This window comes from Streptomyces sp. Tue6028 (genome assembly GCF_002300165.1).
GTDB classification, from domain to species: domain Bacteria; phylum Actinomycetota; class Actinomycetes; order Streptomycetales; family Streptomycetaceae; genus Streptomyces; species Streptomyces siamensis.
The window spans coordinates 45,413-68,684 of record NZ_MLCE01000033.1 but is presented as its reverse complement, the minus strand read 5'-3'; the positions used below and the strand labels follow the sequence as shown (position 1 = coordinate 68,684).

General features: G+C 71.6%; 17 protein-coding genes. 3 read left to right on the top strand and 14 right to left on the bottom strand.

Translation table 11 applies throughout. From position 1 onward, the window contains the following. Positions 1–559: 559 nt before the first annotated feature. The 14 genes from BKI49_RS31490 to BKI49_RS36080 form a co-directional block, all read right to left on the bottom strand. Complete coding sequence (locus tag BKI49_RS31490) at positions 560–1,690, bottom strand: inositol-3-phosphate synthase (RefSeq protein ID WP_095937690.1); 1,131 nt, start codon at positions 1,688–1,690, stop codon at positions 560–562. Positions 1,691–1,818: 128 nt separating this feature from the next. Continuing rightward, positions 1,819–3,177, bottom strand: coding sequence for a ThuA domain-containing protein (locus BKI49_RS31485; protein WP_095937703.1), 1,359 nt, complete (start codon positions 3,175–3,177; stop codon positions 1,819–1,821). A gap of 17 nt (positions 3,178–3,194) precedes the next feature. Continuing rightward, complete coding sequence (locus BKI49_RS31480; protein ID WP_095937689.1) at positions 3,195–5,702, bottom strand: PQQ-dependent sugar dehydrogenase; 2,508 nt, start codon at positions 5,700–5,702, stop codon at positions 3,195–3,197. 437 nt (positions 5,703–6,139) lie between these two features. Then, positions 6,140–7,144, bottom strand: a complete 1,005-nt coding sequence (locus BKI49_RS31475; protein ID WP_095937688.1) for a sugar phosphate isomerase/epimerase family protein — start codon at positions 7,142–7,144, stop codon at positions 6,140–6,142. A 14-nt stretch (positions 7,145–7,158) separates the two neighbouring features. Beyond that, positions 7,159–8,376: a Gfo/Idh/MocA family protein gene (locus tag BKI49_RS31470; RefSeq protein WP_095937687.1), complete on the bottom strand. Its 1,218-nt coding sequence runs from the start codon at positions 8,374–8,376 to the stop codon at positions 7,159–7,161. 79 nt (positions 8,377–8,455) lie between these two features. Beyond that, complete coding sequence (locus BKI49_RS31465) at positions 8,456–9,505, bottom strand: substrate-binding domain-containing protein (RefSeq protein WP_095937686.1); 1,050 nt, start codon at positions 9,503–9,505, stop codon at positions 8,456–8,458. Positions 9,506–9,525: 20 nt separating this feature from the next. Continuing rightward, a complete protein-coding gene (locus BKI49_RS31460) occupies positions 9,526–10,548 on the bottom strand; it encodes an ABC transporter permease (protein WP_028801782.1) in 1,023 nt (340 codons plus the stop codon). After that, on the bottom strand, positions 10,545–12,056 hold the full coding sequence (locus BKI49_RS31455; RefSeq protein WP_095937685.1) for a sugar ABC transporter ATP-binding protein: 1,512 nt from the start codon (positions 12,054–12,056) through the stop codon (positions 10,545–10,547). Before BKI49_RS31455 ends, BKI49_RS31460 begins: the two co-directional genes overlap by 4 nt. Positions 12,057–12,202: 146 nt before the next feature. Next, on the bottom strand, positions 12,203–13,384 hold the full coding sequence (locus BKI49_RS31450; protein WP_095937684.1) for an ROK family transcriptional regulator: 1,182 nt from the start codon (positions 13,382–13,384) through the stop codon (positions 12,203–12,205). Positions 13,385–13,935: 551 nt separating this feature from the next. Then, positions 13,936–14,610 carry a GntR family transcriptional regulator gene (locus BKI49_RS31445; protein ID WP_028801785.1) on the bottom strand — a complete coding sequence of 225 codons (675 nt, stop codon included), beginning with the start codon at positions 14,608–14,610 and terminating at the stop codon, positions 13,936–13,938. Positions 14,611–14,797: 187 nt separating this feature from the next. Further along, positions 14,798–15,736: a beta-ketoacyl-ACP synthase III gene (locus BKI49_RS31440; protein WP_095937683.1), complete on the bottom strand. Its 939-nt coding sequence runs from the start codon at positions 15,734–15,736 to the stop codon at positions 14,798–14,800. A 183-nt stretch (positions 15,737–15,919) separates the two neighbouring features. Beyond that, entirely contained in the window at positions 15,920–16,057 is a 138-nt protein-coding gene (locus BKI49_RS35475; protein WP_179332645.1) for an MFS transporter small subunit, read from the bottom strand. Beyond that, a complete protein-coding gene (locus BKI49_RS31435; protein ID WP_095937682.1) occupies positions 16,023–17,357 on the bottom strand; it encodes an OFA family MFS transporter in 1,335 nt (444 codons plus the stop codon). Before BKI49_RS31435 ends, BKI49_RS35475 begins: the two co-directional genes overlap by 35 nt. A 406-nt stretch (positions 17,358–17,763) precedes the next feature. Further along, entirely contained in the window at positions 17,764–18,156 is a 393-nt protein-coding gene (locus BKI49_RS36080) for a hypothetical protein (RefSeq protein WP_257005030.1), read from the bottom strand. A 362-nt stretch (positions 18,157–18,518) separates the two neighbouring features. On the opposite strand from BKI49_RS36080, the gene BKI49_RS31425 reads away from it, so the two are divergent. From BKI49_RS31425 to BKI49_RS31415, 3 genes are read left to right on the top strand one after another with little or no spacing between them, the layout of a single operon-like run. Next, complete coding sequence (locus tag BKI49_RS31425; protein WP_095937681.1) at positions 18,519–19,490, top strand: 2-dehydropantoate 2-reductase; 972 nt, start codon at positions 18,519–18,521, stop codon at positions 19,488–19,490. Further along, positions 19,487–21,406 (top strand): molybdopterin oxidoreductase family protein, encoded by a 1,920-nt coding sequence (locus BKI49_RS31420; RefSeq protein WP_095937680.1) that lies wholly within the window; start codon positions 19,487–19,489, stop codon positions 21,404–21,406. Before BKI49_RS31425 ends, BKI49_RS31420 begins: the two co-directional genes overlap by 4 nt. A gap of 4 nt (positions 21,407–21,410) precedes the next feature. After that, complete coding sequence (locus BKI49_RS31415; protein ID WP_095937701.1) at positions 21,411–23,234, top strand: NADH-ubiquinone oxidoreductase-F iron-sulfur binding region domain-containing protein; 1,824 nt, start codon at positions 21,411–21,413, stop codon at positions 23,232–23,234. Positions 23,235–23,272 lie beyond the last annotated feature (38 nt).

Here is a 23,272-nt window from a genome sequence, read left to right as displayed (position 1 = left end):
GCCGACCGGGACTCGCCCCCTGACCGGGACGCCTCTCCCGACTGGGACTCACCCGCCGACGGCGACCCGCCTGCCGACCGGGGCTCCCGTTCCGCGGGGCCGTGGCCAGCCGACCGGGGCTCCCGTTCCGCTGGACCGTCGCCAGCCGACCGGGGCTCCCGTTCCGCGGGGCCGTCGCCAGCCGACCGGGGCTCCCGTTCCGCTGGACCGTCGCCAGCCGACCGGGGCTCCCGTTCCGCTGGACCGTCGCCAGCCGACCGGGGCTCCCGTTCCGCTGGACCGTCGCCAGCCGACCGGGGCTCCCGTTCCGCTGGACCGTCGCCAGCCGACCGGGGCTCCCGTTCCGCTGGACCGTCGCCTGCCGACCGGCTGTATCCAGCCGACCGGGACCCCTCGCCCCGCTGAGCCGTCTCGCCCGGCCGAGGCCCCTCGCCCGCGGGCGACCGGCTCTCCCGGCCGGACGGAAGCCCCTCGCCCGACCGGCTCTCCCCTGTCAGCCGGGGCCCCTCGCCCGACAGGTGACGTCGGGGAGACCGTCGTGTTCCGAGTGCGCGGAGGTTCACCGGGTCTCCTCGGGGAGCGGGCGGAGGCGGGTGGCGAGGTCGGCCAGGGCCGCGTACTGCTCGCCCAGGGACGAAGGGCCGTCGCCGACCGGGTCCTTGAAGTAGAAGCCGAGTTCGCTCAGCGGGCCGGAGAGGCCGGCTTCGTGCGCGCGGGCCGTGATGCGTGCCAGGTCGAGGACCAGGGGCGCCGCGAGCGCCGAGTCGCACCCCTGCCAGGTGGTCTGAAGGACCATCCGGGTGCCGAGGAAGCCGTCGAAGGCGATGTGGTCCCAGGCGGTCTTCCAGTCGCCGAGGACGGGGACGTCGTCGATGTGGGTCTCGCCGTCGGGGGCCGCGCCGAGGGTGTCCGCGAGCACCCGCTCCTTGCCCGCGTTCTTGGCCGCGGCGGCGGCCGGGTCGGCGAGGGCCGCTCCGTCGCCTCCGCCCAGGAGGTTCGTGCCGGACCAGGCGCGGACCGACAGCGCGCGCTGGGCGAACATCGGGCCGAGCACCGAGCGCAGCAGCGTCTGGCCGGTCTTGCCGTCACGGCCCGCGTACGGCAGTCCGCTGAACTCGGCCGACGCCGTCAGCGCCGGGTGGTGCAGACCGGTGGAGGGGGTGAAGTTCACGTACGGGCAGCCGGCCCGCAGGGCTGCCGCCGCGTACAGCGAGCTCGGTGGCATGGCACCCGGCCGGACGGGCTCCGTGGAAGCCACGTTCACCACCACCGCCCGGTCCAGGCCGCGGCGGCGCACGAAGTCCCGCATGTCCGCGGCGAAGGCGTCGATGAGCTCGTCCGGTGCGCGGGTGTCGCCGGGGGTGGGGCCGCCCGGGCGGATCTCCCGGTCGGCTGCCTCCAGTTCGGCGGCGATCGCCGAGGGCAGGCCGTGCGGGAGCACACCTGCGGCGGCGAGGGCCTCCGCCCGCTTCGGGAGCGGACAGTCCACCGTGTCATGGCCGCCGAAGACGAGGGACGACAGGGCGGGCAGGCCGCTGCCGGTGAAGACGTCGGTCTCGGTGACCATGCCTGTGGGGACGTGCAGGCCGGCGGTCACGGCGGCGCAGCCCGCGATGACGGTGGTGGCGACGGAGCCGCGAGCTCCGATCAGCCACACCCCCACCCGTGGGGCGGAAAGGGACGCGGACATGGGCAGCCTCCTTGTCGTACGTCAGCCGGAAGAAGCCGGAGATCCCGGGAACGGACAGGGCCGGGAGGACCGGTGGAAGTGGATGGGGGACGGCGGGCGGGAGTACGGCGTCTCCCGCCCGCCGTCGCTCAGTCGCCCGGCGAAGCCCCTTGTGCGGGGGACTTCGTGGGCAGTTCCTTGATCCGTACGTCACGGAAGGACACCTGGTCGTCGGCTCCGTGGTTCTGGATGCCGACGTGCCCGTCGCGCAGGCTCCGTACCGGATCGGTGTTGGTGAAATCGTTGATCTTGACGCCGTTGAGCCAGACCCGGAGCCGTTCGCCCTCGACGCGGATCTCGTACGTGTTCCACTCCCCCGGCGGGTTCAGCGCGCGGTCGCGCTTGCCGAGATCGGCGGACTGGAAGCTGTACACGGCCCCGGTGGTGCGGTCGGGGGCGTCGGTCGCGTCGATCTGGACCTCGTAGCCGTTGTCGACGGCGGACCACGGGTCGTCGGAGGCCGGGAAGCCCACGAAGACACCGGAGTTGTCGTCCCCGGCCACCTTCCAGTCCAGCTTCAGCGAGTAGGACCGGAACGCGGACCCGGCGTACCAGAGCATCCCCAGCCCGCCGGACGACGTGAGCGTGCCGTCGTCCGAGAGGGAGAAGGAGCCCGGTCCCGCCTGTTTCCACGCCGACAGGGAGTCGGCCGTGCCGTCGAAGAGCGGCCGGTAGCCGTTCTCCGGGCGGCAGTCGGCCTGCGCGGCCCCGATGGCGTAGCGGATTCCGCCCAGCAGGTGGTGACGGAAGGCGGGTTCGGCGTACGACTCCTTGGTGTGACCGCCACCGGTGTAGAAGGCGCGGCCGCCCTGGTACTCCTGGCACCAGGCGATCGGATGGTCGCCGTTCATCGTGCCGCCGGTGTACGACGACTCGTCGAGCGAGGCCAGGACGTGCGCCCGATCGCGCGGATCGGAGCGGTAGTTGTACCACTCGTCGGTGCGCTCCCAGGCCTGCGGCAGCTCCGAGGTGGCCGGGTGCGCCCGGTCCTCGACGTTCACCGTCGCCGGCTGGATCGCCGGGTGCGACTGGAAGTAGGCACCCGCGAGGCCGCCGTAGAAGGCCCAGTCGTACTCGGTGTCGGCGGCCGCGTGGATGCCCACGTAGCCGCCGCCCTTCTTGATGTACTTCTCGAAGGCGCTCTGCTGGGGGCCGTCGAGGACGTCACCCGTGGTGGACAGGAACACCACGGCGTCGTACCGGGCGAGGTTGCGGGCGGTGAAGGCTCCCGCGTCCTCGGTGGCGTCGACGGCGAAGCCGCCCTCCGTGCCCAGTTCGCGTACGGCCGCGATCCCCTCGGGGATCGAGTCGTGCCGGAAGCCCGCCGTCTTGGAGAAGACGAGGACTCGTTTCCCGTCCGCGCCGTTGGACGCGGCGGGTCCCGACACACAGCCGATCAGCAGGGCTGCAGCGGCGCCCGCGGTCAGCATCCGTGCGGATGCGCGCATGACCGTCACCCCTTCCGTCAGCTCGTCGTGAAGGTGAAGTCGTCCACGTCGTAGAGCGCGCCGGTGCCGCTCCCCTTGAAGACGAGGTACAGCGTGGTGGTGCCGCGTGGTGCGCCCGCCAGGTTCGCGGTGACGTCCTGGAAGGTGTCCCAGCTGCCGGTCACGGGCACGGTCGCGCTGCCCAGGAGCCGGCCGGTCGGGGAGCCCGCGCGGACCTGCACGGTGCCGCCGGACCCGGCGGACGAGACACGTGCCGTGATCTTGGTGGCGTTGTCGAGGACGTACGGGGTGAAGGAGATCCAGTCGCCGTTGTTGATGTCGCCGACCGTGCGGCCGCCGTGGGCGCTGGTCTTCGACTGGAGGGTGACACCGGAGGAGTCGTTGTAGTGCTCGGCCTGACGGTGCCTGGGCTGGAGCACGTTGCGGTCGTGGGTGGTCAGCGGGGCCTGGCCGCCGCCTCCGCCGTCGGTGTACTCGGCGTCGAGGACTCCGAAGATGTTGGCGTCCTCGTCATGGCCCCCGTCGGCGCTGGTCTGGAGCGTGCCGGAGCAGCCGTTCGCCGAGGTGAGCGGGTGGCCGTGGCTGTCGTGGCCGAGGATGAAGGTGACCTTCACCTTCGAGCAGTCGATCGTGGTGCCGTCCTCGGGGTCGGTGACCTTCACCTTGAACGGCACGGGGTCGCCGAAGCTGAACAGCTCGCCGTCGCGGGGCAGTTCCACCGTCACCTTGGGCGCGGTGTTGCCGACGACGATCTGCACGCTCGCGCTTCCGGTGCGTCCGCCGGGATCCTTGGCGGTCACGGTCGCCGTGTAGGTGCCGTTCTTCGTGTACTTGTGCGTCGGGTTAGCGGCGGTGGACGTGCCGCCGTCGCCGAAGTCCCAGCTGTAGGTGAGGGCGTCGCCGTCGGCGTCGGTCGAACCGGCCGAGGAGAAGCCCACCTTGAGCTTGGCCTGCCCGGAGGTGCGGTCGGCCGCGGCCTGCGCCACGGGCGAGTGTCCGTCGGTGGCGTTCTCTATGCGGTAGAGGCCCGAGTTCTCGTCGCCGCCGAACCAGGCGGTGCCGTAGTCCAGGACGTACAGGGCGCCGTCGGGTCCGAACGCCATGTCCATCACCTGGGTACCGGTCCATGGCACGGAGTTGATGGACTGCACGGTGCCGTTGCCGTCCTCGACGATCCGCTTGATCCAGCGGCGGCCGAACTCACCGGCGAAGAAGTTGCCGTCGTAGGCCTCGGGGAACTTCACTGGCGAGTCGAGCGAGGCGTCGTAGTGGTAGACCGGGCCGCCCATCGGGGACTCCGAGCCGCTGCCGAACTCCGGGACGGACGCGCCGTCGTACGGGATCCAGGCGGGCTGCGCCGGGGGCAGGTCGGTGAGGCCGGTGTTGTGGGGCGAGTTGTTCTTCGGTGCGGAGCAGTCGAACGTCGCGCCGGAGGCCTTGGTCCCGAAGTCGTAGTCGACGTAGGCGTCGTTCTTGCCGGTGCAGTAGGGCCAGCCGAAGTTGCCCGCCTCGGTGACCCGCGCGAACTCGACCTGTCCGCCGGGGCCGCGCGCCGGGTCGGCGGCGCCCGCGTCGGGGCCGTAGTCGCCGACGTAGACGATGCCCGTCTTCTTGTCGACGCTGAAGCGGAACGGGTTGCGGAAGCCCATCGCGTAGATCTCGGGGCGCGTCTTGTCCGTGCCCGGCGCGAAGAGATTGCCCTCGGGGATGGAGTAGGAGCCGTCGGCGTTCACCTTGATGCGCAGGATCTTGCCGCGCAGGTCGTTGGTGTTGCCGGCCGAGCGCTGGGCGTCGAACGCCGGGTTGCGGTCGGCACGCTCGTCGATGGGGGTGTAGCCGTCCGACTGGAAGGGGTTGGAGTCGTCGCCGGTCGACAGGTAGAGGTTGCCGGCCGCGTCGAAGTCGATGTCGCCGCCGACGTGGCAGCAGATGCCGCGGGAGGTCTGGACGTCGAGGATCTTCTTCTCGCTGGCCGCGTCGAGGGTTCCGTCGGCCTTGAGGACGAAGCGCGAGAGGCGGTTGACGCCGTCGAAGGGGGCGAAGTCCGCGGCCGTGCCGGTCTCCGGCGCGTCGCCCGCGGGCGTGTCCAGGGGCGGGGCGTAGTAGAGGTAGATGAAGCGGTTGTCGCTGAAGCCGGGGTCGATGCCGACGCCCTGGAGGCCTTCCTCGTCGTGGGTGTACACGTCGAGCTTGCCCGCGATCTTCGTGTTGCCTGCCGCGTCGGTGAGGCGGAGTTCGCCGTCGCGCGAGGTGTGCAGGACGGAGCGGTCCGGGAGGACGGCGAGGGACATCGGTTCGCCGACCTCGGGCTCGCCCTTGGCGAGGGTGACTTGCTGGAAGTCCTCGGCGGCGGTCCCCGCGTCGGCGACGGCTGCGCCGGCCGGGGGTGTCGTGAGCGTGAGGGAGGCGGCGGCGAGGAGCGCGCCGCTCAGCAGGGCGAGCGTCCCGCGCAGTCTGGGACGCCTTGCGTGGCTCTTGTTCTCTCTGGTGCGTGTGTTCTTCCTGTTTCGGACGTTCGGGTGCACGAAATGCCTCCATGAAGGGGCCGGTCGTACGGGTGTGTGCGGGACGCCGGGGTGCGCCGTCACCCCGGAACTCTCTGGGCGGCCCCGTGCGGGGCCGGTCGGCCTCTGCCGGTCCGTCCGGGTCCGGGTCGGGCCGGGCGTTCCGGTCCCTGGCGGGGCCGGAACGGCCTGCTCGTCTCCGGTCCGTGCGGGGCCGGTGCGGCCGTTCGCTGCGACCCGTGAGGGCCGGAAGGCCTGGTCGTTCCCGGCCGGTCCGGGCCCGGGACGAGCCTGTTCCTCCCGGCCCGTTGCGGGCCGGTGCGATGCGGTCGGGCCGACCCGTGGTGGATCGGTGCGGCCTGGTCACACCTACCGTCGTGAACCGGTGCGGCCTGGTCACACCTACCGCCGTGGGCCGGTGCGGCCTGGTCGGGCCGGCCCGTTGCGGGCCGGCGCTGCTAGTCGTTGCCGCCGAACGCCGCGTCGAACGAGGCCGACGGCGGCTCGAAGTCGTACGCCTTGAGGCGGGCCAGGGCTTCGGGTGCGCCCTGGAGCCGGTCCATTCCGGCGTCCTCCCACTCGACCGAGACGGGGCCGGTGTAGTCGATGGAGCGCAGCATCCGGAAGACGTCCTCCCAGGGGACGTCCCCGTGCCCGGCGGAGACGAAGTCCCAGCCGCGCCGCGGGTCTCCCCAGGGCAGGTGCGAGCCGAGCCGGCCGTTGCGTCCGTCGAGCCGTTTGCGGGCCTCCTTGCAGTCGACGTGGTAGATCCGGTCGCGGAAGTCGTAGAGGAAGCCGACCGGGTCGAGGTCCTGCCACACGAAGTGGGAGGGGTCGAAGTTCAGGCCGAAGGCCGGCCGGTTGCCGACGGCGGCCAGGGCCTTGTGGGTGGTCCAGTAGTCGTAGGCGATCTCGCTGGGGTGGACCTCGTGCGCGAAGCGCACGCCCTGTGCGTCGAACACGTCGAGGATGGGGTTCCAGCGGGTCGCGAAGTCCTCGTAGCCGCGCTCGATCATCGACTCGGGTGCGGGCGGGAACATGGCGACGAGGTGCCAGATCGCGGAGCCGGTGAAGCCGATCACGGTGTCGACGCCGAAGGCGGAGGCCGCCCGGGCGGTGTCGGCCATCTCGGCCGCGGCCCGCTGCCGCACGCCCTCGGGTTCGCCGTCGCCCCAGATCCGGGCGGGCAGGATGGCCTGGTGGCGTTCGTCGATGATGGCGTCGCAGACCGCCTGGCCGACCAGGTGGTTGGAGATCGCCCAGCACTTCAGGCCGTACTTGTCGAGGAGCGCGTGCCGGGAGTCGATGTACGCCGGGTCCGCGAGGGCCTTGTCGACCTCGAAGTGGTCTCCCCAGCAGGCGAGTTCGAGACCGTCGTAGCCGAACTCGCGGGCGAGGCGGCAGACCTCCTCAAGGGGCAGGTCCGCCCACTGGCCGGTGAAGAGCGTGAACGTGCGCGGCATGACCGGGGGCCTCCTCAGACCGCGATGGGTGTGTAGACGGAGTTCTTCTCGGCGCTCTCCTCCACCGCCGCGAGCACGCGCTGCACCTGCAGCCCGTCGGCGAAGGACGGGGCCGGGGGGCGGCCCGCGGCGATGGCGTGCACGAGGTCGCGGGCCTGGTGCACGAACGTGTGCTCGTAGCCGAGGCCGTGACCGGGTGGCCACCAGGCGTCCAGGTAGGGGTGTTCGGGTTCGGTGACGAGGATGCGGCGGAAGCCCGCGTGGGTGCCGGGTTCGGTGTGGTCGTGGTACGAGAGTTCGTTGAGCCGCTCCAGGTCGAAGGCCAACGAGCCGTGTTCGCCGTTGAGTTCGATGCGCAAGGAGTTCTTGCGCCCGGTGGCGAAGCGGGAGGCCTCGAAGGAGGCGAGGGCACCGGAGGCGAAGCGTGCGGTGAACAGGGCGGCGTCGTCGACGGTGACGGTGCCTACGCCGCCCGTCTCCGTCACGGCGGCCAGCCCGCTGGACGCCGCGGCCGGGAGCGGGCGCTGCCGTACGAAGGTCTCGGTGAGCGCGGAGACCCCGACGAGCGGCTCCCCTGCGAGGTACTGGGCGAGGTCCACGATGTGCGCGCCCAGGTCGCCGAGCGCCCCCGACCCGGCGTACTCCTTGCGCAGTCGCCAGGTGAGCGGGAACTCCGGGTCCACGAGCCAGTCCTGAAGGTACGTCACCCGGACGTGCCGCAGGGTGCCGAGCCGTCCCTCGGCGACCATGGAGCGGGCCAGCGAAGTGGCGGGCACCCGGCGGTAGTTGAAGCCGACCATGGACATCTGGCCGCGCTCGCGGGCCTCGGCCGCGGCGGCGGCCATGGTCTCGGCCTCCTCGACGGTGTTGGCGAGGGGCTTCTCGCACAGCACGTGCTTGCCGGCGGCGAGTGCGGCGACGGCGATCTCGGCGTGGCTGTCGCCGGGGGTGCAGATGTCGACGAGGTCGACGTCGTCCCGGGCGATCAGGGCGCGCCAGTCGGTCTCGGCCGCCGCCCAGCCGTGCCGGTCCGCCATGGCCCGCACGGCCTGCCCGTCACGGCCGCAGACGGCGGCGAGGACCGGGCGGCGCGGCAGGTCGAAGACACGGCCCACGGTGCGCCAGCCCTGTGAGTGGGCTGCGCCCATGAACGCGTATCCGACCATGCCGACGCCCAGGGCCGGTTTTCCGGACCCGGTCCCTGCCTCGTCGGGCTCGTGCGGCTGTCCCATGCGGATGTCCTCCTCGTCGTCGTGGCGCGGTGGGGGGTGGGGGCCCGGCCCGGGGGCCGGGCCCGTGGTGCGGGGCGCCTCACTTGAAGCCGGTGGCCATGTACTGCTTGACGTTGTCCTTGTCGACGACGGCCGAGTAGAGCGTGAGCGAGGCGGGGATCTCGAACTCGGCGAGTCCGCCGATGCCCTTGCCCTGGCCGAGCGCGCGGGCGAGGTCGATCGCGGAGGCGGCCATGGTCGGCGGGTACAGGACGGTGGCCTTCAGCACGCTGTTGTCGGCGTCGATGGCCTGGAAGGCGGAGAGCGCCCCGGCTCCGCCGACCATGAGGAAGTCGTCGCGTCCGGCCTGCTTGATGGCGCGCAGCGCGCCCACGCCCTGGTCGTCGTCGTGGTTCCACAGGGCGTCGAACTTGGACTGGGCCTGGAGGAGTTGGGCCATCTTGGCCTGCCCGGACTCGACGGTGAACTCGGCGGCCTGCCGGGCGACCTTCTTGATGTTCGGGTAGTTCTTGAGGGCGGCGTCGAAGCCCTGGGTGCGCTGCTTGGTCAGTTCCAGGTTGTCGAGCCCGGCGAGCTCGATGACGCGGGCGTCCTTCTTGTCCTTGAGCTTCTCGCCGATGTAGTGGCCGGCGTTGAGGCCCATGCCGTAGTTGTCGCCGCCGATCCAGCAGCGGTACGCCTGCGGGGAGTTGAAGATCCGGTCGAGGTTGATGACCGGGATGCCCGCCCGCATCGCCTGGAGGCCGACCTGGGTGAGGGCCTTGCCGTCGGCGGGCAGGACGACCAGGACGTCGACCTTCTTGTTGATCAGTGTCTCGATCTGGCCGATCTGCGCGGCGGTGTCGTTGGAGCCCTCGGTGATCTCCAGGGTGACGTCCGAGTACTTCTTCGCCCGGCTCTTGGCGTTGTCGTTGATGGCGTTGAGCCAGCCGTGGTCGGCCTGCGGGCCGGCGAAGCCGATGGTGACGTGCTTGCCGGGCTTGTCGTCGGCGGCCGGCTGGCTGTTCGCGGCGGGCTTCTCGTCCTTGGTGTCGTTGCTGGTGCAACCGACGAGGAGGGCACCGGCCGAGGCGGCGGCGGTCCCGAAGAGAAGTCCTCTGCGGCTGGTGTGCCGGGTGGGTTCTGGCATGGCGGTGGACCCTTCTCGTGTCAGGTCGTGCTGGCTGTGCGCCGCTGGACCAGGACCGCGGCGACGATGATCGCGCCCTTGGCGATCTGCTGGACGTCGCTCTGGAGGTTGTTCAGCGCGAAGATGTTGGTGATCGTCGTGAAGATCAGCACGCCGAGCACGGAGCCGGTGATGGTGCCGCGGCCTCCGCTGAGCAGCGTGCCGCCGATGATCGCGGCCGCGATGGCGTCGAGTTCGTAGAGATTGCCGTTGGTGTTCTGGCCGGATCCGGACAGGATGATCAGCAGGAACGCGGCGATGCCGCAGCACAGTCCGGACAGCAGGTAGAGGTACAGGCGCTGGCGTCGTACGTCGATGCCGGCGAGCCGTGCCGCCTCCGCGTTGCCGCCGACGGCGACCGTGCGGCGCCCGAAGGTGGTGCGGTTGAGGATCAGCCAGCCGATGACGGTGACCACGGCGAAGACCAGCACCAGCGGCGGTATGCCGAGCACGTACGAGTCGCGCTCGCCGAGTTTCAGGATGCCGTCGATGGTGACGATCTGCGTCTTGCCGTCCGTGATCTGGAGGGCCAGACCGCGTGCCGAGGCGAGCATGGCGAGCGTCGCGATGAAGGGGACCATCGCGCCGTAGGCGATGAGCAGTCCGTTGACCAGGCCGCAGCCGACGCCGACGAGCACCGCGGTGAACAGGACGCCGGCGAAGCCGTACTCCTGGGTGGCGACGGTCGTCGCCCAGACCGAGGAGAGCGCGACGATCGCGCCGACCGACAGGTCGATGCCGCCGGAGGTGATCACGAAGGTCATGCCGACGGTGACGACACCGATCACGGAGGCCTGGGTGAGGACGAGTTGGAGATTGCGGGTGTCGAGGAACTCGTCGGGCTTCGTGATGCCGCCGATGACGATCAGGGCGGCGAGCACGCCGAGGAGCGAGAGGGTGCGGACGTCGGCGCGGGCCGCGAGGGTCCGCCATGATGCGATGCCGTCCGGCGGCGATGTCTTCAGGGTTTCACCGGGCCGGGGCGGTGACGCGGGCTGCGTCATGATGTCCCTTCCATGACGAGGTCGAGTACGCGGTGTTCGTCGAGCTCCTGGGCGGGCGCCGTGTGCACGACGCGTCCCTCGCGGAGCACCAGCACACGGTCGGCGAGTCCCAGGACCTCGGGTACTTCGCTGGAGACCAGCAGGACGGCGAGGCCTTCGTCGGCGAGCCGGCGGATGACCGCGTACAGCTCGGCGCGGGCTCCGACGTCGACTCCCCGGGTGGGTTCGTCCAGCAACAGCACCCGGCAGCCGCGCAGCAGCCAGCGCGCCAGGACCGCCTTCTGCTGGTTGCCGCCCGAGAGGGTCCGCACCGGCACCGAGGGGTTGTCGGGGCGCAGTGACAGTTCGCGGGTCGCCGCCCGGGCCGCGCCGCGCTCGGCACGCCGGTCGATCCAGCCGCCGTGTGCGAAGCGGGACATGGAGGAGACCGAGACGTTGCGGGTGACGGACTCCAGCATCAGCAGGGCCTGTGCCTTGCGCTCCTCGGGGGCGAGACCGAGTCCGGCCCGGACGGCCGCGCGTACGCTGCCGGGGCGCAGGGGCCGTCCGTCGACGCTGATCCGGCCGGCCGTCGGCTTGCGGGCTCCGTAGATCGTCTCCAGGATCTCGGAGCGTCCGGAGCCGACGAGTCCGGCCAGGCCGACGATCTCGCCAGGGCGCAGATCGAGGTCGAGTGACTCGAACTCCCCCTCGCGGCTGAGCCCTTGGACCGTGAGGACGGGCTCGCCGGGTGGCCGCGTGGAGGGCCGGTCGGGGAAGACGTACTCGACGTTGCGGCCCGTCATCAGGGCCACGACCTCGCTGGTCGGGGTCGACTTGGCGGGCAGTCCGCCGGCCACGGCACGCCCGTCCTTCAGGACGGTGACGCGGTCGCCGATGCGGCGGATCTCCTCCAGGCGGTGCGAGATGTAGACGACGGCGACGCCTTCCGTTGTCAGGTCGCCGACGATGCGGAAGAGGTTGTCGACCTCGTCGGGGTCGAGCGCGGCGGACGGTTCGTCCATGACGATGAGCCGTACGTCGTGGGACAGGGCCCGTGCCATGGAGACGATCTGCTGCTGCGCCGCCGACAACTCACCGACCAGCCGCGCCGGGTCGATCTCCGGGTGGCCGAGTCGCTTGAGCAGTGCGGCCGTCGACGCCCGTGCCGCCTTTCCCCGTACGACGAAGCCGGCGCTGGTGGGTTCGTGTCCGAGGTGGACGTTCTCGGCCACCGACAGGCCTTCCACCAGGTCGAGTTCCTGGTAGATGGTGGCGATGCCGAGGCGCATGGCCGCGATCGGGGACTTGAGGGTGACGGGTGCGCCGCGCCAGCCGATGGTGCCGTCGTCGGGCTGGTGGGCGCCTGCCAGCACCTTGATGAGGGTGGACTTCCCGGCACCGTTCTGGCCGAGCAGGCAGTGCACTTCGCCGGCCTGGACGTCGAGGTCGACTCCGTCGAGGGCCCGGACTCCGGGGAACGACTTGGTGATGCCGGACATGGTGAGCAGCGGTGGTTCTGGTGCCATGACGGTTCCCCTTGGCGGGCGTGCGGACCGGTTTCAGGGCGTGGCGTGCGCGAGCAAGCGCTTTCAGGCAGGGCAGGGCGAAGCAGGGCGCTGTGCTGGTGACACGTGCCGACGGTGCGGCTGGTGATGCGTGCTGGTGTGGTGGGCTACGCGGGTGAGAACAGGTGGTCGCTGATGAGCCGGGCCGCGCCGATGACTCCGGCGGTGGGCCCCAACTCCCCGAGAACGATGGGGAGGTTGCCGGTCGCGAGGGGCAGCGACTGACGGTAGACCTGGGTGCGGATCGCGGCGAGCAGGGTGTGGCCGAGACCCGTCACCCCGCCGCCGATCACCACCAGGCCCGGGTTGAAGAAGCTGACCAGGCCGGCGATGACCTGGCCGGTGCGGTTGCCGCCCTCGCGGATCAGGTCGAGCGCGGTGGCGTCGCCCGCGGCGGCCGCGGCGGCGACGTCGACGGCGCTCAGGGCGCCGTTCGTCTCCAGTCGTGCGGCGAGCTCCGCCGAGAGACCCTGTTGGGCCGCCTCGACGGCGTCGCGGGCGAGCGCGGCGCCGCTGAAGTGTGCCTCCAGGCAACCGCGGTTGCCGCAGGCGCACGGACGGCCGTCGGGTACGGCCTGGATGTGGCCGATGTCGCCGGCACTGCCCGTCGTACCGCGGTGGACCTCGCCGCCGACGACGATGCCACAGCCGATGCCGGTACCGATCTTGACGCAGAGGAAGTCGCCCACGGAGCGTGCGACGCCCGCGTGCTGCTCCCCCATGGCCATCAGGTTCACGTCGTTGTCGACCATGACCGGGCAGCCGAGTTCCTGGCTGAGTGCCTCGCGGACCGGGAAGCCGTCCCAGCCGGGCATGATCGGCGGGGCGACCGGGACACCCTCGGGGAAACGGACCGGTCCGGGGACGCCGATGCCGGCGCCGTCGAACCCTTCCGCGAGCCCCGAGGCGCGCAACTTGGCCGCCATGGAGAGGACTTGCTCGAAGACCGCGACCGGGCCCTCGCGGACGTCCATGGGCTGGTTGATGTGGCCCAGGACCTCCAGCTCGGCGTTGGTGACGGCGACGTCGATCGAGGTGGCGCCGATGTCGACGCCGAGGAAGCGCAGTGCCGGTGCGAGCCGGATGTTGTGGGAGCGGCGGCCACCGCGGGATGCGGCGAGTCCGTCGGCCACCACGAGCCCGGTCTCCAGGAGCCGTTCCACCTCGACGGCCAGCTTCGACCGGGAGAGGTCGATCTGGTCCCCGAGCTGGGCGCGGGAGTTGGGCCCTCCGTCACGCAGCAGGCGCAACAGGCGAGCCTGGTGCGCATTGGCAGGTCGTGCCGTCATACGTCTCACGAGCCCCTCCCCGCCTCAATCGGCCTGCGTCCGTCGCGTTCCGGCCAACTTCGCCGGTCTCGCTTTCGAGGGGAACGTAGCAGTGGCTGCCGGGGGTGGGAAGAAGTCGCGCACGAATTGCTCTCAACTTTTTCCACTGACAGGACAAAGCAGGGGCTGCCGACAGCGCAAGGGCGCGCCCCCTGGCCGGCACCGGGGGGTGCCCGACAGGGGACGTTCAGGGGAACTCTGCCTGGTGGCCGGGGTGTTGGAAGCACTCTGGACGTGACGGCCCGAACGGGGCGACGCGGCGCGGAACGCCTTCGGTGTCGCGGCACTGGACCGCCCGGACGGGAGCCGGGGGCGCGCCGGCCGTCTTCAGCGGGGCGGCGACGTAAGGCTGTCGGGCGGGACGAACCACGGCCGGCCGCCGCGCGAGCCTCACCTCGTCGGCGGCGTACGGCTGTCCGGGCCGCGTGGGCCGGAGGAGCGGCCTCGGTGCGCCGCCCCGAGGGCGCGGAGCGTCGTCCCGGCGGCACCGAGCGGCTTCCGGGCGGGCGGAGTTACTTCTCCCGCTCGTGGTACGTCTTGCGCGTGTGCTCCGTGTGCGCGCGCATGACCTGAGTGGCGCGCGGCTCGTCGCGGTCCGCGATCGCCGCGATGAGGTCACGGTGCTCGATCCAGGACTGCCGGCCACGCTGCCGGGCGACCGGCGTGTAGTACCAGCGGACGCGCCGGTCGACCTGCGCGGCCAGCTCGGCGAGGACGGTGTTGCCGGCGAGCTCCATCACCTTCGCGTGGAAACGGGCGTTCATCGCGACCGCGCCGTCCACGTCGTCCGCGGAGACCGCGCGCTCGCCCTCGGCACACAGCTCCTCCAGGGCGGCGATACCGGCGCTCCCGGCGTTGGCGGCGGCGAGGCGGGCCGCCTCGGCCTCCAGCAGCGTACGCACGGTGAGGAGTTGGTCGGCCTCCTCCTCCGTCGGCTCGTGCACGAACGCGCCCTGGGCGGGACGCAGGTCGACCCACCCCTCCGTGTTCAGCCGCTGCAACGCCTCGCGCACCGGCTGGCGGGAGACCCCGAGATGCCCGGCGAGTTCGCTCTCGACCAGGTGCTGGCCCGGCTGGAGGGCACGGGTGGTGATGAGTTCGAGCAGCGCCTCGTAGACGCGGTCGCGCAACGGGCCGGGCCGTTCCAGCTTGGGCACGGACCCTTGCGGCAGTCCGGTCGACAACATCACGGTCCCCCTCCTGAGGCAGCGGCGGGTGCGGCAGCCGAAAGCCGGTGCCACCGGTCGGCCGGAGCCGCTCGGGAGCCGACGCCACCGGAAAGCCAGTATGAATTGTCTTTCGTCTACAGTCTACGGCGCACAATGGCCAGGGAGAACGGGAGTTGGACTCGTCACACCGGGATGTCCGTGCACGTCAGGGGCAGCGCACGACCTGCCCGGCGTACGACAGGTTTCCGCCGAACCCGAAGAGCAGAACCGGATCCCCGCTGCGGATCTCGCCGCGTTCGACGAGCTTGGAGAAGGCGAGCGGGATGCTCGCGGCGGAGGTGTTGCCGGATTCGGTGACGTCGCGCGCGACGACCGCGTTCACGGCGCCGATCTTCTCGGCGAGGGGCTCGATGATGCGCAGGTTCGCCTGGTGCAGGACGACTCCGGCGAGGTCCTGCGGGGCGAGACCGGCCCGCTCGCACGCCTTCCGGGCGATCGGCGGCAACTGGGTGGTGGCCCAGCGGTAGACGCTCTGCCCCTCCTGGGCGAACCGGGCGGGCGTGCCCTCGATCCGTACCGCGTGCCCCATCTCGGGCACCGATCCCCACAGCACCGGCCCGATGCCGCCCTCGTCGGAGGCCTCGACGACCGCGGCACCGGCACCGTCCCCGACCAGCACGCACGTCGTACGGTCGGTCCAGTCCGTCACGTCGGTCATCTTGTCGGCGCCGATGACCAGGGCCCGGGTCGCGGCACCGGCGCGCACGGCGTGGTCGGCGGTGGCGAGGGCGTGCGTGAAGCCGGCGCAGACGACGTTCACGTCCATGGCGGCCGGGGAGGGCACGCCGAGGCGGGCGGCGACGCGGGCCGCCATGTTCGGGGAGCGGTCGACGGCCGTGGACGTGGCGACGAGGACCAGGTCGATGTCGCCGGGGGTCAGGCCGGCCGCCGCGAGCGCCTTGGCCGCGGCGTGCGCGGCCAGCTCGTCGACCGGTTCGTCGGGGCCCGCGACATGGCGTGTGCGGATGCCCACCCGGCTCCTGATCCACTCGTCGCTGGTGTCGACCATGCCCGCCAGGTCCTCGTTGGTGAGCACCTTGGCGGGCTGGTAGTGGCCGACGGCGGCGATCCGTGAGCCGTTCATGGGTGGTCCCCCTCGTTGCCTTGGGTAGCGGGATCCACCAGTCTGATCAGTGACTCACGGGTACGAGGGCAGGTGATGCCACAGGAATGCGGCGCCAGGCTTGTCGGCTTCTGTCAGCACTCCCGCACGGCGTCGGTGCCGACAGCCCCACACAGGGTCACCGGACAGAAGGGCGTCCGGCGGTCATCCCGTGAACAGCTGGGTCGCCTTCTGGGTCAGTTCGTACAGCCCGTAACCGAACGGGATCCCCACCCACAGCCAGGCGACGGCGATCAACGCGCGGCGGCTAGGCGGACTGCTGGGGCTGGACGGAGTCGTCATCGGCGGCCTCCCTCGGTGCGGGGATGTGATGGCGGGCGTGCACGGGGCGGACCAGCTCGTTGGCGACGAAGCCGACGGCCAGCAGCCCGATCATGATCAGGAACGAGGTGCCGTAGAGCGAGGAGCCGTGCTTGCCGGCCTCCTCCTGGCGGTCCGCGATCCAGTTGACGATCAGCGGACCGAGGACGCCCGCCGTGGACCACGCGGTGAGCAGCCGGCCGTGGATCGCGCCGACCTGGTAGGTGCCGAAGAGATCCTTCAGATAGGCGGGGACGGTCGCGAAGCCGCCGCCGTAGAAGGAGAGGATCACCAGGGCGCAGAGGATGAACAGCGGCTTCGACGAGTCCCCGAACCAGGCGATGAGCGCGTACATCAGTGCGCCCACGCCGAGGTAGACGCGGTAGATGTTCTTGCGCCCGATGAGGTCGGACGTCGAGGACCAGCCGATGCGGCCCGCCATGTTCGCCGCCGAGAGCAGCGCGACGAATCCCGCGGCCGCGGACGCGGACACCGGGGTGGACGTGTCCGCGAAGAAGTCCGTGATCATCGGGGCGGCCTTCTCCAGGATGCCGATGCCGGCGGTCACGTTCATGCACAGCACGAGCCACAGGCACCAGAACTGCGGGGTGCGCACCGCGTTGCGGGCCGAGACCTGCACGCCGTCGAGCGCGCTCGGACCGGACGCGGCGGGCTTCTCACCACGCGGGACCCGCACCAGCAGCACGCCGAGCGACATGAAGACGGCGTACGCCAGCCCGTGCACGAGGAAGGCGAGCGCGATCCCGGAGGAGTCGGACCCGAACGACTTGAGCATCTGCGTGGACCACGGCGAGGCGATCAGCGCGCCGCCGCCGAAGCCCATGATGGCGATGCCGGTGGCCATGCCGGGCCTGTCCGGGAACCACTTGATCAGGGTCGAGACGGGCGAGATGTAGCCGATGCCGAGGCCGATCCCGCCGACGAAGCCGTAGCCGAGCACGATCAGCCAGTACTGCTCGGTGGCGGCGCCCAGCGCCGAGATCAGGAACCCGGAGGAGAAGCAGACCAGGGCGACCGTCATGGCCCAGCGCGGCCCGTTGCGCTCGACGAGCGTGCCGCCGAACGCGGCCGACAGGCCGAGCATGACGATGCCGAGCTGGAAGGGGAGCGCGCTCTGGGTGCCACTGAGGCCGAGCGCGGATTCGAGCGGCGGCTTGAAGACGCTCCAGGCGTAGGCCTGGCCGATGGAGAGGTGGACCGACAGTGCGGCCGGCGGGACGAGCCAGCGGCTCCAGCCGGGCGGTGCGACAGGGGGACTCATGATCCGGGACGATAGAAAGCGGTACCGGAGTTGGGAACCCGCGCGGCGTGAATCGGTCGACCGTATGCGGTGAGCGGTATGCCACGCGCGACGAGCGGTCGTCCGGACCGGACGAACGGCTTCCGCCCGGCCGGATCCCGCCCCCTCGCTCCCGGCGAACGCGGCCCGGTCACCGCCTGCGGAAGGTCACCGGCATGCGTCGGGGCGGACGAGCCGGCTGACGTCGCCTCGCCGTGGACGTCGGTTCCCCGATTCCGGGACGAAGTGCCGATGACGGGCAGCCCCGAGCCCGGACGGCCCGCGTCCGGCGCTGCGGCATGTCCGCTCCGCCCGCCGGCGGGATGCCCCGTGACCCGGCGGTGCCGCCCGCGCCGTCGCTGGCGGATGCGCGCGGCAAGGCGGCGGCTCAGCTCGGGCGGAACACCTGGGCCGGCCCCTCAGCGGTGTCGATCACTTCCGGTCGGGTCGTGCTCGTCGGCTCGTAGTGCGTCCCGAGGACGGTGATCCCGTCGCGCACGACCGTGAGGGGCAGTGGTCGCGTACGGCCGTCGGCGGGACCGCCGACGAAGGCGACCAGCACGGTGATCGAAGCGGGATCCATGGACGGTTGCGCCTCGGGCGTCTTCACCGGCACACGGGGTACGGGACTCGTGGCGTCATGGGGCACCTCGGTCGCGGCGTCGCGCGGTACCGGACTCGCGGCGTCGCCGTCGGTGCCGCCGGCGCGGGCGCCCGCGGCGCCGCATCCCGTCACGGCCAGGAGCACCGCGACCCTTCCGAGGGCCCTCAGTGATCGCACCCGGACAGTGTGCCGTCGCCTGCACCCCGCACCGAGCGATGTGCCGATCTTGAGATGTGGGACGGACCCGCACCCCGCGCCGCCGCCCCAGGGCGAAGGCGCCACCGTCCTGGCGAAGGCGCCACGGTCCCGGCGAAGGCGCCACCGTCCTGGCGAAGGCGCCCCGGAAAGTCGCGGTCAGCTCGCCACGGCGACGCGCGCCGCCCGAACGAGGCCCGGCCGCACCGACCTTGGCCCCTCGGCCAAGTCCTGCCCAGGTGCTGCGCGAAGTCTTGCTGCCCCAACCTCCATACTGTAGACAATATTTCGTCGACAGAGTTCGGCAGTTCCTCGGTACCCTCGACCGAACGGAGCGAGCCACCGTGAAAGTCGCAGTTCTCGGCGCCGGTGCGATCGGCGCCTACGTCGGCGCCGCGCTGCACCGCACGGGCGCCGACGTGCATCTCATCGCCCGTGGACCGCACCTTGCGGCCATGAGGCAGCACGGAGTCCAAGTCCTCAGCCCGCGCGGGGACTTCACCGCGCGTGCGCACGCCACCGACGACCCGGCCCAGGTGGGTCCGGTCGACTACGTCCTGCTGGGTCTGAAGGCGAACTCGTACGCGGCGTGCGGGCCGCTGATCGAGCCGCTGCTGCACGACACCACGGCGGTCATCGCCGCCCAGAACGGCATCCCCTGGTGGTACTTCCACCGGCACGGCGGCCCGCACGACGGCCACCGCGTCGAGAGCGTGGACCCCGGCGGCGCGGTCAGTGCCGTGCTCGCGCCCGAACGGGCCATCGGCTGCGTGGTGTACGCGGCGACCGAACTGGCGGGCCCGGGCGTCGTACGCCACCTCGAAGGCACCCGGTTCTCCGTCGGCGAGCCCGACCGGTCGGTCTCCGACCGGTGCACGGCGTTCAGCGAGGCCATGCAGGCGGGCGGTCTCAAGTGCCCCGTCGAGCAGGACCTGCGCAACGACATCTGGCTCAAGCTGCTGGGCAACATCTCCTTCAACCCGATCAGCGCACTGGCCCGCGCCACGATGCGGCAGATGTGCCTGCACGGCGGCACCCGCAAGGTCATCGAGATCATGATGACCGAGACGCTCGCGGTCGCCGAGGCCCTCGGCTGCAAGGTCGGCGTCTCCATCGAACGGCGCCTGGCCGGCGCCGAGCGGGTGGGCGACCACCGCACGTCCACGCTCCAGGACCTGGAGCGCGGCAAACCGCTCGAACTCGACGTACTCCTCGCGGCCGTCGTCGAGTTGGCGGAGATCACCGACGTCCCGGTGCCCACGCTCCGCACCGTCCACGCCATTTCGGACCTGCTCGCATTGAGGACCGCCGCATGAGGAAACGACAGCCGAAGACATATGCCCGGCTCACGCACCCGCTGGTGAGGGACTCACGCGACGAGCCCTTCCGGCGGGCCACCTGGGACGAGGCGCTGACCCGCGCGGCCGCAGGACTGGGGGCCGCTCGCGGCGCCTTCGGCATGTTCTCCTGCGCCCGCGCGACCAACGAGATGAACTACGTGGCGCAGAAGTTCGCCCGGGTCGTCATGGGCACGAACAACGTGGACTCCTGCAACCGCACCTGTCACGCCCCGAGTGTCGCCGGACTGTCGGCGGCCTTCGGTTCGGGCGGCGGGACGTCGTCGTACGAGGAGGTCGAGCACACCGACCTCATCGTGATGTGGGGCTCCAACGCACGGTTCGCGCACCCGATCTTCTTCCAGCACGTCCTGAGGGGGATCAGGAACGGCGCCCGTATGTACGCGGTCGACCCGCGCCGCACCTCGACGGCCGAGTGGGCGGAGAGCTGGCTCGGGCTGAACGTGGGCACGGACATCCCGATGGCGCACGCGATCGGCCGGGAGATCATCCACGCGGGCCTCGCCAACCGGGCGTTCGTCGAGCGGGCGACGAGCGGCTTCGAGGAGTACCGGCAGCTGGTCGAGCCCTGGACGCTGTCGCTCGCCGAGAAGGTGACCGGTGTACCGGCGGCGGCCATAAGGGAGTTGGCGCACGCCTACGCCCGCGCCGAGCGGGCCCAGCTGTGCTGGACGCTCGGCATCACCGAGCACCACAACGGCACGGACAACGTGCGCGCGCTGATCAACCTGTCACTGCTGACCGGGCACGTGGGCCGGTACGGCTCCGGGCTCCAGCCGCTGCGCGGCCAGAACAACGTGCAGGGCGGCGGCGACATGGGCGCCATCCCCAACCGGCTGCCCGGCTTCCAGGACATCCTCGACCCGCCGACGCGGCTGAAGTTCGAGACCGCCTGGGACACCGTCATCCAGCCGCACTACGGGCTGAACCTGACGGAGATGTTCGAGGCGATGGAGGAGCGCACGCTCAGGGCTGTCTACTGCATCGGCGAGAACCCCGCGCAGTCGGAGGCCGACAGCGAACAGGCGGTGCGCCGGCTGCGCGCCCTCGACTTCCTCGTCGTCCAGGACATCTTCCTCACGAAGACGGCCCAGTTGGCGGACGTGGTGCTGCCCGCGACCGCCGGATGGGCGGAGACCGACGGCACGACCACCAACAGCGAGCGGCGGGTCCAGCGGGTCCGCGCGGCGGTCACCCCGCCCGGTGAGGCCCGCGAGGACATCGACATCATCTGCGACCTCGCTGCCCGCCTGGGGCACGACTGGAAGTACGCCGACGCGGAGGCCGTCTGGAACGAGCTGCGGTCGGTGTCGCGGGACCACTACGGGATGACGTACGAGCGACTGGAGGAGCACCAGGGCATCCAGTGGCCCTGCCCGGACGTCGCGCGGCTCGAACCGACCTATCTGCACGGCCGGTTGTGGGAGTCCGACCCGGCCGACCGCGGGCGCCTCGCGCCGTTCGGGCTGGTGCAGCACGACCCGCCGGTGGACCTGACGGACGAGGAGTACCCGATCCGGCTCACCACCGGGCGACGGCTCGACTCGTACAACACCGGTGTGCAGAGCGGTGGTTTCGCCTCACCGCTGCGGCGCGGCGAGTACGTGGAGCTGTGCCCGGAGGATGCCGAGCGCTACGGGGTCGTGGTGGGCGAGGAGGTCCGGGTCTCCTCGCGCCGCGGAACAGTGCTGGCACCGGTGTGGATCGACACCGCGCTGCGGCCCGGTCTCGCCTTCATGACCATGCATTTCCCGGACGAGGTGGACACCAACCAGCTGACGATCGAGGCGAACTGCCCGATCGCCGGCACCGCGGAGTTCAAGGCCTCGGCGATCCGGATCGAGAAGCTGCCGGCCCCGATTCAAGTGAGGTGACGTGGTGGACCTGCACTTCGGCGACAGCAAGCCGACGGACGAGGAACGGGCGGCGGTCGACGCGCTGCTCGGCCCTCCGCAGTCCTCGTGGGAGGGCGCCGACCGCAGCGACGCCGATCTGAGGTGGGCGCGCGGCGGCCGGGAGGCCAGGGAGCGCCGCGACCTGCTGTTGCCGGGGCTGCACGCCCTGAACGACCGGATCGGCTGGATCAGCGAGGGCGCGCTCGACTACCTGTGCCGCCGGCTGACCGTGCCGCCCGCGGAGGCGTACGGTGTCGCGACGTTCTACGCGATGTTCTCGGTGCGTCCGCGGCCCGCGACCGTGCTGCACGTGTGCACGGACCTCGCGTGCGCGGCGGCCGGCGCCGCGGACCTGTGCGCCGGGGTCGAGGCCCGGCTCGGTGCCGGCAGCGGTGTCGCGGTGGAGCGCAGTCCCTGCCTCGGCCTGTGCGAGCGCGCTCCGGCCGCGCTCGCGATCAGAGCCGGGGACCCGGCCCGCACGGCGGTGTCGGCGCCGGCCACCGTCGAGAGTGCGGTGGCCGCGGGCGGCGCGCCCGGCTCGGCGGACGACGAGCCGCCCGCGGTCATGGCCGTCCCCCAGGCGGGCGACCCGTCACTGGTGCTTCTGAGCCGGGTCGGTGTGGTGGACCCGGCCGACCTCGACGACTACCGGGCGCACGGCGGGTACACCGCGCTGCGCCGGGCGTTCGCGATCGGCCCCGCCGCGGTGATCCGCGAGGTGACCGACGCGGGCCTGGTCGGGCGCGGCGGCGCCGCCTTCCCCACCGGCCGCAAATGGCAGGCCACGGCGTCCCAGCCCGACCATCCGCACTACCTGGTGTGCAACGCGGACGAGTCCGAGCCCGGCACCTTCAAGGACCGGGTGCTCATGGAGGGCGACCCGTACGCGCTCGTGGAGGCGATGACCGTCGCGGCGTACGCGGTCGGCGCCCACCAGGGCTATCTGTACCTGCGCGGCGAGTACCCGCGCGCGCTGCGCCGGATGGAGCACGCCATCGGGCAGGCACGCGCCCGGGGGCTGCTCGGCGACGACGTCCTCGGGCAGGGCTACGCCTTCGACATCGAGATCCGGCGGGGCGCGGGCGCGTACATCTGCGGTGAGGAGACCGCCCTGTTCAACTCGATCGAGGGCTACCGGGGAGAGCCCCGGTCGAAGCCGCCGTTCCCGGTGGAGAAGGGGCTGTTCGGCAAGCCGACGGTGGAGAACAACGTCGAGACGCTGGTGAACGTGCTGCCCGTCCTCACGATGGGGGCTCCCGCGTACGCGGCGATCGGCACGGCCGGCTCCACCGGCCCGAAGCTGTACTGCGTGTCGGGCAGCGTGGACCGGCCCGGCGTCTACGAACTGCCGTTCGGCGCCACGCTGGGCGAGCTGCTCGAACGGGCGGGGGTGCGCGAGCGGCTGCGGGCGGTCCTGCTGGGCGGTGCGGCGGGCGGCTTCGTACGGCCGGACGAGCTCGACATCCCGCTCACCTTCGAAGGCACCCGGGAGGCGGGCACCACGCTCGGCTCGGGTGTGGTCATGGCGTTCGACGACACGGTCCCGCTGCCCCGGCTGCTGCTGCGGATCGCCGAGTTCTTCCGTGACGAGTCGTGCGGGCAGTGCGTGCCCTGCCGGGTGGGGACCGTACGCCAGGAGGAGGCGCTGCACCGGATCGCGGAGCGCACCGGAGCGGCCGCCGCCGACGACATCGCCCTGCTGCGCGAGGTGGGCCGCGCCATGCGGGACGCCTCGATCTGCGGTCTGGGACAGACCGCGTGGAACGCCGTGGAATCCGCCATCGATCGTCTGGGGGCGTACGAATGACCGCAATCGACCGGGCGGAGGCCGCCGCATGATGACCG